Raw genomic sequence first — 13,358 nt, 5'->3', positions numbered from 1 at the left:
TTGCCAAACTGCACCCCGCCGGCGGGGTGCAGTTTTTCCGCTTTCAGGCAGCCTGAAAAAACAGCCGCCGCAGCCGTAATATTGAAACCTGCTGCCGTCAGACCTATTTGGGCAGACAGCCCAAGGCAGCCTGAAAGCCTTATTTCTTCAAACCATCCGATTGCGCTACAGCAGCTTTGCCATGATTTCGCCAAGACTCCGCACCCCGCTCAATCCGCGCCGGCTGCGCGCCCACCTGCGGCGCGGCGGGCTGGTGGCTTACCCCACCGAATCCTGCTACGGCCTGGGCGCCGCGCCGGACAACCGCCGCGCGCTCAACAAAATCCTGCGCCTGAAAAAACGGCCGCAGGGCAAAGGGCTGATTGTCGCCGCCGACAGCCTGCAGCGCTTGCGTTCCCTGCTGCGTCCCCTGTCCGCTGCCGACAGCCGCGAGCTTGAAAGCGTGTGGCCGGCGGCCAAAACCTTTGTGCTGCCGGCCGCGCGGCGCGTGCTGCTCGAATTGCGCGGCCGCGGCCGCAGCAAGCTGGCGGTGCGTGTGCCCGATCACGCTCTGGTGCGCCGCCTGTGCGCGCTGGCCGGCATGCCGCTGGTTTCGACATCGTGCAACCGCTCCGGCGGCCGCCCCTGCAAGAGCGAACGCGAAGCCCGCCGCCTGTTCGGCCGGCAGGTGTGGGTAATCGGCGGGCGCACCGGCGGCCGGCGCGCGCCGAGCGAAATCATCGATTGGGACAGCCGCCGCCGCCTGCGTTAAAGCGCGCTATCAGAAAAACCGCCCCTTATCGTCTAAGCGCTTGTCCGCATGTTGCCGTGCAAGCCGTTTTGCCTTTTCAGGCAGCCTGAAAGCAGCCTGAAAACCGAACCGGTGCCGATAAACGGGTTTGCCGAGAAGCATCCCGCCGCAGGCAGCCTGAAAGTACCGCGCGCTTCGGCGCTATAATCGCCCCGCCGCATTTTGCCCGCAGGCAGCCTGAAACGGCCTGCCCTTGGGTTTTCAGGCTGCTTTTGCCGGCCGCACAAGGATTTTTTCATGCTCAAACACCATCAGAAGGCGCAGCAGAGTGTGCGCGCCGGCACGCTGTATATCGTCGCCACGCCCATCGGCAATCTGGCCGACATCACCCTGCGCGCGCTGGCGGTGCTCGCCGCCGCCGACTGGGTGTGCGCCGAAGACACCCGCGTTTCCGCCCAGCTTTTGAGCGCCTACGGCATACAGGCCAAACTCGTCAGCCTGCGCGAGCACAACGAGCGGCAGATGGCCGACAAAGTCATCGCTGCGCTGGCCGAAGGCAAAACCGTCGCCCAGATTTCCGATGCCGGCACACCGGCGGTGTGCGACCCCGGAGCCAAACTGGTGTCGCAGGTGCGCGAAGCCGGCTTTCCGGTGGTGCCGGTGCCCGGCGCATCGGCGGTGATGGCGGTGCTCAGCGCTGCGGGCGTGGAAGCGCCGGATTTTTATTTCCATGGTTTTCTGCCGCCCAAATCCGCCGCCCGCCGCAAGCTATTTGAAGGCTGGCAGCGCCAAACCTGCGCGGTGCTGGCCTTTGAAACCCCGCACCGCATCGCCGACACGCTGGCGGATATGGCCGCACTGTTTCCCCAGCGCCGCCTGCTGCTGGCGCGCGAAGTCAGCAAAACTTTTGAAACCTTTTTAAGCGGCAGTGTGGCCGACATCCAAGCCGCGCTCACGGCCGACAGCAACCAGTCGCGCGGCGAAATGGTGCTGGTGCTGTACCCAGCCGCAGTTGAAAAGTACGACACGCTGCCCGAAGAAGCCGCCCGCGTGATGGGCATACTCGCCGCCGCGCTGCCCACCAAGCAGGCGGCCGAGCTGGCAGCGCAGATTAGCGGCGAGAGCAAAAAAGCGCTCTACGACTACGCCCTGTCGCAAAAACGCGGCTGAACTTTTTTCAGGCTGCCTGAAACCGGCGCGGCGCCTGCCGTGCGGAGAAAACCATGACCGAACACATCCGAGACTATCTGCAAACGCAAAACCTGAAACTCGATGCCGACGCCGTGCGCGTGGCCGAGTTGGCCGCCCAAGCCGTGATGGCGCAGGGGCAGGCGCTTATCGAGCACGACGTATTGTGGTACGAGCAGCCCGAAGCGCGGCTGGCCGAGCATATCGAAGAAAACGATCAGCATAGCGGTTTGCTCAAACAGCTCTTTATGGCGCTCGATTCCGCCTACGCCCGCCATCCCGTGCAAAGCGCCGTGCTTTACGGCCTGCTGCCCGACGACAGCGCGCTGGTGCGGCTGGTGCAGCAGGGCCAGCCTATCGAGCAGCGGCTGGCCACCGACGATACCACCGCCGCGCAATACCTTGCCGCCCACAGCAGCCGCACCGGCTGGCTGAATCTGGCCGACGACGTTTCACGCTGGCTGGAAATCGGCGAGCTGTCCGGCGAGCACAACCGCCGCAGCGCCGCCCAGATGAGTCTGCCGGTATACGGTGCCGACGGCCGCGTGTTCGGCGTGCTGCACATTGAGCAGGCCGAAGGCACGTTTGCCGCCGAAGCGCAAACCGAATGGCTCGGCCTGGCGCTGGCCTGTCTCGCCCCGCTACAAACCCTGCTGCCGCGCCCGCAGGCAGACGAAGAAGACCAAGCGCTTTAATTAAGCGCGCCCAAAGCAGCCTGAAAAGCGTTTTCAGGCTGCCTGAAAGATCTTTGCGGACAATAAACACACACCACCCAAGCAAACAGAAAGGCCTTATGGATAACCACATCCGATACCTTACTTCCTGCCGCCTGCCCACCGAATACGGCGTGTTCACCATGCACGGTTTTGAAGACAGCCGCAGCGGCCAGGAACACATCGCCCTGACCATGGGCGACTGGCGCGACGGCGCCCCCGTGCTCTCGCGCATCCACTCCGAATGCCTGACCGGCGACGCGCTGGCATCGCAAAAATGCGACTGCGGCCCCCAGCTTCAGGCTGCCATGCGCGCGGTGCAGGCCGAAGGGCGCGGCGTCATCGTCTATCTGCGCCAAGAAGGCCGCGGCATCGGCCTGATCAACAAAATCCGCGCCTACGCCCTGCAGGATCAGGGCATGGACACCGTTGAAGCCAATCTCGCGCTTGGCCTGCCGGTCGATGCCCGCGATTTTTCCATCGCCAAACACATTTACGATCATCTCGGCGTCGCTTCCGTGCGCCTGCTGACCAACAATCCGGAAAAACTGCAAACCATGCGCGACAGCGGTATCAACATCGCCGAGCGCCTGCCGCTGCTGGTGGGCCGTAACCCCGAAAACCAAAACTATCTCGACACCAAAGCCGGCAAACTCAAACACATGATGGAGCGTTGATATGGCTTTTGCCTTCGCCCTGCTGGCCGCGCTGGTTCACGGCTATATCTTTTATCTCGAGCGGCTGCGCTACGGTTCGCCCACCTTTTGCCGCACCTTCGGCATCGCCCGCGAAGACTTGGCTGCCGCCCGCGCCGCTTTTTACAATCTGGCGGTTTATAACCTGAGCATCGGCGCGCTGGCTTTGACCGGCGCCCTGCTGCACGCGTTTTCGTCCGACGGCGATACCCGGATTTTCGCCGCCGGCATCCAAAGCGCCGTGCTGCTGGTGATGCTGGCCGCCGCCGGCTATCTCGCCGCCAGCGCGCCTAGCAAACGCCGCGCCGCCGCCGTGCAGGGCGTACCCGCCGCACTCTCGCTGCTCGGTTTGATCTGCGGGTAAGCCCGGGCGCGTAAGGCAGCCTGAAAATAAAATCCTTTGGACATCATTTTGTTAATCCGAAACGCACAAAAAAAGCGTTAAGCGCTCTTGCGTGTTTTCGTTAAATTTGGTTTAATGCCGTCTTTCGCTGCCCTGCAGCGGATACGGGTGATTAGCTCAGTTGGTAGAGCGTCTGCCTTACAAGCAGAATGTCGGCGGTTCGACTCCGTCATCACCCACCACCAAACGCGCGGTGGTAGCTCAGTTGGTTAGAGTACCGGCCTGTCACGCCGGGGGTCGCGGGTTCGAGCCCCGTCCGCCGCGCCAGAATTTAAAAAACCGTATCCTGTCGGATGCGGTTTTTTGCTATGCGCCTGCCGCGGCCTTTTTCAGGCTGCCTGCGGCAGGTTCGCCAAGGAAGGATTATGGACGACCGCTGGTTTATCCACCGCCATCTGGCCGCCGAAATGGACGGCCGCCTGCAGATTCTGACCCGCACGCCGCAGCGCATCCTGCTTTGCGGTGCCGACGGCGACCACAGCCGGCGCCTGCTGGCGGCGCGTTATCCGCAGGCCGTGTTCAGCGAATACGATCCGCGCCCCGAGTTTCTCGCCGAAGCCGCCGCCGGCCGCAAAGGCGGCTGGCTCTCGCGCTTGGCAGGCAAAACGGCGCCGGCGCAGCACTGCCAGAGCCTGCGCGATCCGCTGCCGCCGATGCAGGCCGATATGCTGTGGTCGAATCTGGCGCTGGCCACCGAAAGCGACCCGCTGCCGGTATTCGATGCCTGGGCGGGCGGTTTGAAAACCGACGGCCTGCTGTTTTTCAGCCATTTTGGCATCGACAGCCTGCCCGAAGTGCGCGCGCTGCTGGCTGAAAACGGCATCGCCTGCGCCGCGAGCGCGCTGATCGATATGCACGATTTGGGCGATATGCTCGCCGATCACGGCTTTTACGATCCGGTAATGGATTCGGCCAAGCTGGTGCTGGAGTACCAAAGTGCCGAGAGTTTCCGCCGCGATATGGATACGCTCTCGCTGTGGCCGGCATTGCAGCCTGAAAACGAAAGCGCCGCCCGCGAGCTGGCCGCCCAAGCGGTAAAAGACGGTCGCCTGCAGCGGATTACGCTGGAAACGGTGTTCGGCCACGCCGTGAAAAAACTGGTGCTGCCGCAGGGCGAAAACCTGGTGCAGTTTTTCCCCAAAGGCGGCAAAGCCTGAGCCGTTTCAGGCTGCCTGGGGGCAGAATAGTGAAAGGCAGCCTGAAACCCCGTTTTTCGCCTTTCAGGCTGCTTGACCGGCCTTATTGTTTATAATTTCCCGTTTTTACCGCCGCTGCGTTTTCAGGCTGCCTGAAAGCGCGTCGGGCAAAGGATTCGCACATGAAACTGTTGGATTCGATTTTCAGCTGGTTTGAAAACCGCATCGACCCCTATCCCGAACATGTTCCGCCCACGCCCGATGCCGGGCTGTTCCGCTTTATTTGGAGCTGCATCGACGGCGTGCGCGGCTGGATACTGGTGCTGGCGGTGTGTTCCGCCGTTATCGGCATACTCGAAGCCGTGCTGTTCCAATTCGTTGGCGAAGTGGTGGACTGGCTGGGCAAATACAGCCCAGAGACCCTGCTGGCGGAGAAAGGCGCGGCGCTCACCGCCATGGGCTTGCTGCTGGCGTTTTTCATCGTTTGGCGCTTTTTCGCGTCCAACGTGCGCCTGCAAACCCTGCAGGGCGTGTTCCCGATGCGTTTGCGCTGGAATTTCCACCGCCAGATGCTCAACCAGTCGCTCGGTTTTTATCAGGACGAATTTGCCGGCCGCGTGTCCGCCAAAGTGATGCAGACCGCGCTGGCGGTGCGCGAAACGGTAATGACCATCGCCGATATGGTGGTGTATGTGCTGGTGTATTTCCTGACCAGCGGCGTGATTCTCGCCACGCTCGACCGTTGGCTGCTGGCGCCCTTTATCGGCTGGACGGTGCTGTTTTTCCTGCTGATGAAACTCCTGATTCCGCGCCTGGCCAAAACCGCCCAGCGACAGGCCGACGCCCGCAGCATAATGACCGGCCGCATCACCGACGCCTATTCCAATATCGCCACCGTCAAACTCTTTTCCCACGGCGCGCGCGAAGCCCGCTACGCCAAAGAGTCGATGGAAGAATTCATGCAGACCGTTCACGCCCAGATGCGGCTGGCCAGCCTGCTGAGCACCTTGTCTTTCGCCGTAAACGCACTGTTGATTTTCAGCACCACCGCGCTGGGCATCTGGCTGTGGATACGCGGCGAAGTCGGCGTCGGCGCGGTGGCCGTCGCCACCACCATGGCACTGCGCGTAAACGGTTTGTCGCAGTACATCATGTGGGAATCGGCGATGCTGTTTGAAAACATCGGCACGGTAACCGACGGCATGGGCACGCTCTCCAAGCCGCAAACCATTTTGGACAAACCCAAGGCCCGCGCCCTGGAAGTCAAGCACGGCGACATCCGCTTCGAGCATCTCGATTTCTCCTACGAATCCGGCAAGCCCCTGCTCAACGGCTTCAACCTGCACATCAAAGCCGGCGAAAAAGTCGGGCTGATCGGCCGCAGCGGCGCGGGTAAATCCACCATCGTCAACCTGCTGTTGCGCTTTTACGAGCCGCAAAGCGGCGACATTCTGATCGACGGCCAAAACATCAACGACATCACCCAGGAATCGCTGCGCGCGCAAATCGGCCTGGTTACCCAAGACACCAGCCTGCTGCACCGCTCCGTGCGCGACAACATCCTGTACGGCCGCCCCGACGCCGGCGACGAAGAAATGTTTCAGGCTGCCGAGCGCGCCGAAGCCGCCGACTTCATCCCCAATTTGTCCGACGCCAAAGGCCGGCGCGGCTACGATGCCCACGTCGGCGAGCGCGGCGTCAAACTCTCCGGCGGCCAGCGCCAGCGCATCGCCATCGCCCGCGTGATGCTCAAAGACGCGCCGATTCTGCTTTTGGACGAAGCCACCAGCGCGCTCGATTCCGAAGTCGAAGCCGCCATCCAAGAGAGCCTGGACAAAATGATGGACGGCAAAACCGTGATCGCCATCGCCCACCGCCTGTCCACCATCGCCGCTATGGACCGGCTGATCGTGCTCGACAAAGGCCGCATCGTCGAAGAAGGCAAGCACGAAGAGCTGCTGGCCAAAGGCGGGCTCTACGCCAAACTGTGGGCGCACCAGAGCGGCGGCTTCCTGCCGCAGCACGTCGAGCATTAAGCACAGGCAGCCTGAAAAAAGCCAAACGGTTTTTCAGGCTGCCTTTTTCTACGCTTTCAGGCAGCCTGAAAGCAAAAAACGGCACCGCAGGCGCTGTGCGGTGCCGCTGTATTTAAGCCGCGCGGCGGCTGTTTACAGATAGAATTTTTCCAGTACTTTCAGGCTGCCGTCCAAGCGGTAAACCAAAGGCTGGCCGGTGGGGATTTCCAGCTTCATGATTTCGTCGTCGCCGATGCCTTCGATGTGCTTGGCCAGCGCGCGCAGCGAATTGCCGTGCGCCGCCACCAAAACGCGCTTGCCGGCGAGAATGGCGGGGGCGATTTCGTCCTGCCACAGCGGCAGCACCCGCTCCAGCGTGATCTTCAGGTTTTCGCCGTCGGGCACGGTGTCGGCGGCCAGATGGGCGTAGCGGCGGTCTTTGCGTGCGGAAAACTCGTCGTCTTCAGGCAAGAGCGGCGGCAGGGTGTCGTAGCTGCGGCGCCAGATGTGCACCTGGTCGGCGCCGTATTTTTCCGCGGTCTGCTGTTTGTCCAAGCCCTGCAGCGCGCCGTAGTGGCGCTCGTTCAGGCGCCAGCTTTTGGTTTGCGGCACCCACAGCTGGCCGCTTTCTTCCAGCACGATGTTGCAGGTTTTGATGGCGCGGGTCAGCACCGACGTGAACGCCTGGTCGAATTCGTAGCCGGCGGCGGCGAGCTTCTGCCCCGCCGCCTGCGCTTCGGCAACGCCCTGCGCGCTGAGATTGACGTCGCGCCAGCCGGTAAACAGGTTTTTGGCGTTCCATTCGCTTTGGCCGTGGCGGATAAATACAAGTTCCATCATTGTTCCTAGGGTTGGGGGAAAACGCGGCGGTTTATAGCAAAAAACGCCCGCTTTTGCCAGCGCGGCAGGGTTTCAGGCAGCCTGAAAGGAAGGCATGAACACGACAGACACGGTTTCGGGCTGCGGCCGCTGGTTTCTCTACCTGCTCGCCTGCGGCGACGGCTCGCTCTACTGCGGCATCTGCACCGACCCCGCACGGCGGCTGGGCGAACACCGCAGCGGCCGTGGCGCGCGCTACACCCGCAGCCGCGGCGCCGGCGAAATGCGCCTGATCGGCTGCTGCTTCGACCGCTCCGCCGCGCTGCGTGCCGAAGCGCGGGTAAAAAAACTGCCGCGCCAAGCCAAGCTGGCCTTGTGGGCGGCGGCAGAGAGTAGGGCGGTGGCGGCAGCCTGAAAGCCGTTTTCTGTGTTTTTGCATCCGTCCGGCGCTTCGCCGTTAAAAGCAGCCTGAAAACCGGATTGGGGTTTTCAGGCTGCTTTCGGCGTTTTGCCAAGTGGGCATTTTTAGATAAAACCAGGCGGCGATGGCGCCGCTGTCGAAACAGGTTTTCCGAACTGTTGCACAAAGCCTACAGTATGCCGTGGCAGCGCTGTACCCGCGTTTTTCAGGCTGCCGCCCGCCGGCGGCGCGTTGCGCGCGGCTGCCTTGCCGTTTGGCCGTTTTCAGGCTGCGTTGAGCCGCTTGGCGCTGCCGGCAGGGCGCATACAAATGCGCTGGCGGGCGGCGGTTTTACGGTATGATGCGCGTCTTTTATTTTTGTAGTACGAGTACCTCAAGCAAGATGAACAAACTGCTTATCGGCCTGTTGGCGCTGGCTGCCGGCCAGGCCGCGCTGGCCGCCCAGACCACCCCCGTTCCCGACGTTTCGCCGTCCGCCCAGGGCTGGCACGTTGTTATCAACATCCCGCAGCAGCGGCTGTTTCTGTATTCCAACGGCAAGCTGCAGAAGGCTTATCCGGTGGCGGTGGGCAAGGCGCACACCCAAACCGTGCTCGGCGAGCACCGCATCGGCGCCAAGGCTTTTAATCCGACCTGGCACATTCCCAAATCCATCCAGCGCGAGCGCGGCGACGGCGTAACCAGCGTTCCGCCCGGCCCGAGCAATCCGCTGGGGCCGGTGTTCGTGCGTTTGGGCGAGCCCAAACTCGGTCTCGGCATCCACGGCACCAGCAATCCTTCCAGCGTGCCCGGTGTGCGCAGCCACGGCTGCGTGCGCATGAAGTCGCCCGACGCGCTGCAGTTTGCCAAAACCATCACTTCCGGCTCGCCGGCATCGGTGGTGTACGAAATGGCGGCGCTGAACGTGGACGACGGCGGCAATCTGTGGCTGGCGGCCTTTGGCGACCCCTACCGCAAAAACAATCTGAAAACCGCCACGCTGAAGCAAAGCATCGCCGCTTGGGCGCAGAGCAACGGCCGCAACGTCAGCAGCGCCAAAGTCGATCAGGTGCTCAAAGCCCGCCGCGGCACGCCGGTGTGCATCAGCTGCAGCGGCGCCGCCAAAATCCAGGGCAATCTGCGATCGCTGGCCTGGCACAGCGGTTCGGCAAAACTGACCGCCGCCAAAGCCAACGTGCCGGTACGCCCGACCCAAGACCAGGTACTGCCCGAAGGCAGCAGCATCGAAGTCGATACCGGCGAAAACGAAGTTCCGTTGAAACCGCAGCGCGGCGACAGCAAACGCGGCGGCACCTACAAAGCGACTTCGGTGTTCGACGACGAACAGCCGATCAGCGTATTCGAGCCTGGCGAAAAACCGCTCACGCCGGTCAACAAACCATAAACCGCCCTTTCAGGCTGCCCGAACACGGTTTCAGGCAGCCTGAAAAAATATCTGCGGTGGCTGCCGCGCATACGCTGTCGGCGGTATGGTGTTTCAGGCTGCTTTTTTCTATTTTCGTTTTCTGTTTTTTCTTTTCCCATGAGCATCTACGCCCTCAAACCCAAATTCCAAAACCTGCTGCGGCCGCTGGTGGCGCGTCTTTACCGCCGCGGCATCAGCGCCAACCAAGTTACACTGGCGGCCTGTGGATTGTCGCTGCTGTTGGGCGCGCTGCTGACGGCTTGTGCCGGTACGGCGCCTTTGTTTTGGCTGCTGCCGCTGTGGCTGTTTGTACGCATGGCGATGAACGCGGCCGACGGCATGCTGGCGCGCGAGTTCGGCCAGCAGTCGGCGCTCGGCGGCTGCCTGAACGAGCTGACCGACGTTGCCGCCGATGCCGCGCTGTATCTGCCCTTTGCGCTGGTTACGCCGTTTTCCGCCTTTCAGGCTGCCTGCTTTATCTGGCTCTCGGCCTTGAGCGAATTGTGCGGCGTGTTATCGCAGGTTTACGGCAGCGGCCGCCGTTACGACGGGCCGATGGGCAAGAGCGACCGCGCGTTTTTTATCGGCCTGGCCGCCGTCTGCTATGCGTGGGGCGGCGCGCTGCACAGTGCGTGGTACTGGCTGATGTGGCTCGCCTGCGCGGCGCTGGCGCTTACCTGTTGGCGGCGCATCCGCAACGGTTTGCAGGCAGCCTGAAAGCGGGAAAAATCGCCGCCGCGCTTGCCTTTGCCGCGTAAAAGCCGTAAAACCGCAGCTTTGTTTCCCAGCCGGCAGGCTTGCGTGCGGCCGGATCATCCGCCCGCAGCGGTTTTCAGGCTGCCTGCAAACCGGTTTGCCGCAGGGGAAATGCCACCACGGAGGGACTATGCATATTTCGCAAAAAACTGCCGACAAACTGCCGCTGCTGCTGGCTGCGGTTTTTTCCGCGGTATCGCTGTGGTCGGGCATCGCGCCGGTTGACCGCGCGGTGTGGTATGCCGAAACGGTGCCGATTTTCGCTGTTTTCATCGTGCTGGTAGCGACTTACCGCCGCTTTCGTTTCAGCAACACCGCCTATGTGCTGATGAGCATGTGGATGCTGCTGCACATGGTCGGCGCCCACTATACGTTTGCCAACGTGCCTTTTGAAGCCGGCAACCGCCTGCTGGAGCCGCTGTTGGGCGAGGGGCGCAACCATTACGACCGGCTGGGGCATTTCATCATCGGTTTTTACAGCTTCCCGATGGCCGAATGGCTGCTGCGCCGGCGTTTGTGCGGCACGGTGCTGGCGCTGTGTTTTTCGCTGTTTTTCGTGATGTCGGTGGCCGCGGCTTATGAAATCATCGAATGGCAGTATGCGGTGCGCGAAGGCGGCAGCGCCGGTATCGAGTTTCTCGGTTCGCAGGGCGATGTGTGGGACGCGCAAAAAGACATGCTGGCCGACACCCTGGGCGCGCTGGCGGCGCTGGTGCTGTTTGTGCTGGTGCGCCCCGACCGCAGCGGCCGCTATGCCAGCAAACGGGTCAACTGATTTTTTCAATATAAAAAAGGAGTTACCAATAAATGTCTGCAACCCTGGTATCCGCCGTTATTGGCGCCGTTATCGGTGGCGGCATTTCGATACTGGTGCTGAAAGTGATGTCGCAAAAAATGGCGGCCAGCCATCCGGTGCTTACCATCACCGTGCCGCAAAACGCCGAATCGTCGCCCGAGTGGCAGGCATGGGCGCAGAAAAACGGTTTCAAAGCCAAAGACGGGCAATGGGTCAAAGGCACCGGCATGCTGACCAGCTTTAGCGAAATCCGTTTTGACGGCGGCCGGATGAAAGTGCGCGAGTGCGTGAACTTTTTATTCGGAATCAACCGTTTCGCCCTGAATGCGCCCGGTATGTTTGCCAAGCCGGTACGTGCGCGCAAACTCAAAAAATTAAATGAACTACTCGCCCAATGGCAGCTGCCGCCGGTAGCAATGCAATAGCCTGCCCAAAGGCAGCCTGAAAGGCCGAAACCGCTTTTCAGGCTGCCTTGAAATGTTCAGGCAGCCTGAAAACACCGTTCGTACCAACACAAAGGATTCCCCATGCAGGAGCAGCAAAAAACCTTCCGCGCCGACGACGGCACCGAATTGTTTTACCGCTACCGCCCCGCTGCCGACGGCAGCAGCGGCAAAGCGCTGGTATTGTTCCACCGCGGCCACGAGCATTCCGGCCGCATGATGTTTGTGGCCGACGAGCTGGGCTTGGACGATTTCGCCTGCTTCGCCTGGGACGCCCGCGGCCACGGCATGAGCCCGGGCGCGCGCGGCGACAGCCCGAGCATCGGCACTTCGGTGGCCGACGTCGATGCCTTTATCCGCCACATCGGCAGCGCCTACGGCATCGAGCCGCAAAACATTTGTGTTATCGCCCAAAGCGTGGGCGCGGTGCTGGTGTCGGCCTGGCTGCACGACTACGCACCGGATATCCGCTGCGCCGTGCTCGCGTCGCCGGCGTTCAAAGTCAAACTCTACGTGCCCTTCGCCCGCAGCGGCCTGCGCCTGCTCTACAAATGGCGCGGCAATTTTTTCGTCAACAGCTATGTCAAATCGCACTATCTGAGCCACAACCGCGAGCGCCAGCAGAGCTACGACAGCGACCCGCTGATTGCCCGCGCCATTTCCGTGCGCATTCTGCTGGGCCTGTACGACACCGCCGAGCGCGTGGTGGCCGACGCGCAGGCGATCGGCGTGCCGGTGCAGCTGTTCATATCCGGCAGCGACTGGGTGGTGCACCACGCGCCGCAGCACGCGTTTTACAACCGGCTGGGCAGCCGCATCAAAGAGCGCCATGTGCTGCCCGGTTTTTATCACGACACCTTCGGCGAAAGCGGCCGCGAAGCCGTGTTTGATCAAATGCGCCGCTTTATCCGCGAGCGTTTCGCCGCCGCGCCCGAGCGATCTGAGCTGCTGGATGCCCATCTGCACGGCGAGAGCCGCCGCGAAGCCGACGAGCTGGCAACGCCGCTGCCGGCATTCAGCCCGCGGGGCCTGTTTTGGCGCGGCTACCGCGCCCTGCTCAAACTCGGCGCCCGCTGGAGCGCGGGGCTGAAACTCGGGCAGGAAACCGGTTTTGATTCCGGCAGCACGCTCGATTATGTTTACCGCAACCAGGCGCAGGGCAGCAACGCCTTCGGCCGCTGGGCCGACCGCCAGTATCTGAATGCCGTCGGCTGGCGCGGCATCCGCCAACGCAAAATCCACATCGCCCATGCCGTTCAGGCTGCCTGCGAAAAGCTGCGCGCCGAAGGGCGGCCGGTGCATGTGCTCGACATCGCTTCCGGCCACGGCCGCTATGTGCTTGATGCCTTTGCCGGTATCGACGCTCCCGATTCCGTGCGCCTGCGCGACTACAGCCCGCTCAACGTCGCCGCCGGCCGCCGCCTGATCGCCGAGCGCGGTCTTGGCAAAATCGCCACTTTCGACGAAGTCGATGCCTTTAAGCGCGCCAACTACCAAAACCTTGAGCCGCGCCCCACGCTGGCCATCGTTTCCGGCCTGCATGAATTGTTTGCCGACAACGATTTGGTGCTCGAATCGCTGCGCGGCATCGGCGATGCGCTCGAAGCGGGCAGCCTGCTGGTTTACACCGGCCAGCCCTGGCATCCGCAGCTGGAAATGATCGCCCGCGCGCTCACCAGCCACAAGGCCGGCAGCCCCAACTGGGTGATGCGCCGCCGCAGCCAGGCCGAAAGCGACCAGCTCGCCGCCGCCGCCGGTTTCCGCAAAATCCGCCAGTGGATAGACGAAGACGGCATTTTCACCGTCAGCCTGGCCGTTAAAGAATAAGGCAGCCTGAA

Annotated in this window: 14 protein-coding genes and 2 tRNA genes; 15 read left to right on the top strand and 1 reads right to left on the bottom strand. The window is 62.3% G+C overall.

The features are described from left to right. Positions 1-181: 181 nt before the first annotated feature. From OP500_RS04760 to OP500_RS04720, 9 genes are all read left to right on the top strand, one after another. Positions 182-751 (top strand): L-threonylcarbamoyladenylate synthase, encoded by a 570-nt coding sequence (locus tag OP500_RS04760; RefSeq protein WP_238745115.1) that lies wholly within the window; start codon positions 182-184, stop codon positions 749-751. A 276-nt stretch (positions 752-1,027) separates the two neighbouring features. Continuing rightward, on the top strand, positions 1,028-1,900 hold the full coding sequence (gene rsmI / locus OP500_RS04755) for a 16S rRNA (cytidine(1402)-2'-O)-methyltransferase (protein ID WP_238745113.1): 873 nt from the start codon (positions 1,028-1,030) through the stop codon (positions 1,898-1,900). 53 nt (positions 1,901-1,953) lie between these two features. Then, entirely contained in the window at positions 1,954-2,613 is a 660-nt protein-coding gene (locus OP500_RS04750; protein WP_274070346.1) for a hypothetical protein, read from the top strand. 98 nt (positions 2,614-2,711) lie between these two features. After that, positions 2,712-3,308, top strand: coding sequence for a GTP cyclohydrolase II (gene ribA / locus OP500_RS04745; protein WP_274070345.1), 597 nt, complete (start codon positions 2,712-2,714; stop codon positions 3,306-3,308). Position 3,309: 1 nt separating this feature from the next. Then, a complete protein-coding gene (locus OP500_RS04740; protein WP_274070344.1) occupies positions 3,310-3,690 on the top strand; it encodes a DUF1304 family protein in 381 nt (126 codons plus the stop codon). Between the two features lie 145 nt (positions 3,691-3,835). Continuing rightward, positions 3,836-3,911: transfer RNA gene (locus tag OP500_RS04735), tRNA-Val, on the top strand. 8 nt (positions 3,912-3,919) lie between these two features. Continuing rightward, positions 3,920-3,996, top strand: a tRNA-Asp gene (locus OP500_RS04730). 98 nt (positions 3,997-4,094) lie between these two features. Further along, the gene (locus tag OP500_RS04725; RefSeq protein WP_274070343.1) at positions 4,095-4,886 is read left to right on the top strand and encodes a methyltransferase; all 792 of its coding nucleotides are present in this window, start codon (positions 4,095-4,097) and stop codon (positions 4,884-4,886) included. Positions 4,887-5,053: 167 nt separating this feature from the next. After that, a complete protein-coding gene (locus tag OP500_RS04720; RefSeq protein WP_238745125.1) occupies positions 5,054-6,901 on the top strand; it encodes an ABC transporter ATP-binding protein in 1,848 nt (615 codons plus the stop codon). A gap of 132 nt (positions 6,902-7,033) precedes the next feature. Here the strand turns inward: OP500_RS04720 and OP500_RS04715 are convergent, their stop codons facing one another. Further along, positions 7,034-7,717: a 2,3-diphosphoglycerate-dependent phosphoglycerate mutase gene (locus OP500_RS04715; protein ID WP_274070342.1), complete on the bottom strand. Its 684-nt coding sequence runs from the start codon at positions 7,715-7,717 to the stop codon at positions 7,034-7,036. Between the two features lie 97 nt (positions 7,718-7,814). Between OP500_RS04715 and OP500_RS04710 the strand changes: the two genes are divergently transcribed. The 6 genes from OP500_RS04710 to OP500_RS04685 all read left to right on the top strand — a co-directional run bounded on the left by OP500_RS04710 (position 7,815) and on the right by OP500_RS04685 (position 13,347). Then, positions 7,815-8,114 carry a GIY-YIG nuclease family protein gene (locus OP500_RS04710; RefSeq protein ID WP_238745103.1) on the top strand — a complete coding sequence of 100 codons (300 nt, stop codon included), beginning with the start codon at positions 7,815-7,817 and terminating at the stop codon, positions 8,112-8,114. A gap of 388 nt (positions 8,115-8,502) precedes the next feature. After that, a complete protein-coding gene (locus tag OP500_RS04705) occupies positions 8,503-9,504 on the top strand; it encodes a L,D-transpeptidase (RefSeq protein ID WP_274070341.1) in 1,002 nt (333 codons plus the stop codon). Positions 9,505-9,642: 138 nt separating this feature from the next. Then, positions 9,643-10,242 (top strand): CDP-alcohol phosphatidyltransferase family protein, encoded by a 600-nt coding sequence (locus OP500_RS04700; protein ID WP_274070340.1) that lies wholly within the window; start codon positions 9,643-9,645, stop codon positions 10,240-10,242. Between the two features lie 169 nt (positions 10,243-10,411). Continuing rightward, positions 10,412-11,056 carry a DUF2238 domain-containing protein gene (locus tag OP500_RS04695; protein ID WP_274070339.1) on the top strand — a complete coding sequence of 215 codons (645 nt, stop codon included), beginning with the start codon at positions 10,412-10,414 and terminating at the stop codon, positions 11,054-11,056. A 32-nt stretch (positions 11,057-11,088) separates the two neighbouring features. Further along, positions 11,089-11,502 carry a hypothetical protein gene (locus OP500_RS04690; protein ID WP_274070338.1) on the top strand — a complete coding sequence of 138 codons (414 nt, stop codon included), beginning with the start codon at positions 11,089-11,091 and terminating at the stop codon, positions 11,500-11,502. 102 nt (positions 11,503-11,604) lie between these two features. Next, positions 11,605-13,347, top strand: coding sequence for a bifunctional alpha/beta hydrolase/class I SAM-dependent methyltransferase (locus OP500_RS04685; protein WP_274070337.1), 1,743 nt, complete (start codon positions 11,605-11,607; stop codon positions 13,345-13,347). Positions 13,348-13,358 lie beyond the last annotated feature (11 nt).

This window comes from Kingella sp. SNUBH-2017, assembly GCF_028680565.1.
GTDB lineage: Bacteria > Pseudomonadota > Gammaproteobacteria > Burkholderiales > Neisseriaceae > Kingella_D > Kingella_D pumchi.
This window is presented reverse-complemented; position numbering and strand designations above follow the sequence as displayed.

Excerpts from the sequence above, each read along its gene's own strand:
- OP500_RS04760 (WP_238745115.1), top strand. The coding sequence starts at position 182 with ATGATTTCGCCAAGACTCCGCACCCCGCTCAATCCGCGCCGGCTGCGC.
- rsmI (WP_238745113.1), top strand. The coding sequence starts at position 1,028 with ATGCTCAAACACCATCAGAAGGCGCAGCAGAGTGTGCGCGCCGGCACG.
- OP500_RS04750 (WP_274070346.1), top strand. The coding sequence starts at position 1,954 with ATGACCGAACACATCCGAGACTATCTGCAAACGCAAAACCTGAAACTC.
- ribA (WP_274070345.1), top strand. The coding sequence starts at position 2,712 with ATGGATAACCACATCCGATACCTTACTTCCTGCCGCCTGCCCACCGAA.
- OP500_RS04740 (WP_274070344.1), top strand. The coding sequence starts at position 3,310 with ATGGCTTTTGCCTTCGCCCTGCTGGCCGCGCTGGTTCACGGCTATATC.
- OP500_RS04725 (WP_274070343.1), top strand. The coding sequence starts at position 4,095 with ATGGACGACCGCTGGTTTATCCACCGCCATCTGGCCGCCGAAATGGAC.
- OP500_RS04715 (WP_274070342.1), bottom strand. The coding sequence starts at position 7,717 with ATGGAACTTGTATTTATCCGCCACGGCCAAAGCGAATGGAACGCCAAA.
- OP500_RS04710 (WP_238745103.1), top strand. The coding sequence starts at position 7,815 with ATGAACACGACAGACACGGTTTCGGGCTGCGGCCGCTGGTTTCTCTAC.
- OP500_RS04705 (WP_274070341.1), top strand. The coding sequence starts at position 8,503 with ATGAACAAACTGCTTATCGGCCTGTTGGCGCTGGCTGCCGGCCAGGCC.
- OP500_RS04700 (WP_274070340.1), top strand. The coding sequence starts at position 9,643 with ATGAGCATCTACGCCCTCAAACCCAAATTCCAAAACCTGCTGCGGCCG.
- OP500_RS04695 (WP_274070339.1), top strand. The coding sequence starts at position 10,412 with ATGCATATTTCGCAAAAAACTGCCGACAAACTGCCGCTGCTGCTGGCT.
- OP500_RS04690 (WP_274070338.1), top strand. The coding sequence starts at position 11,089 with ATGTCTGCAACCCTGGTATCCGCCGTTATTGGCGCCGTTATCGGTGGC.
- OP500_RS04685 (WP_274070337.1), top strand. The coding sequence starts at position 11,605 with ATGCAGGAGCAGCAAAAAACCTTCCGCGCCGACGACGGCACCGAATTG.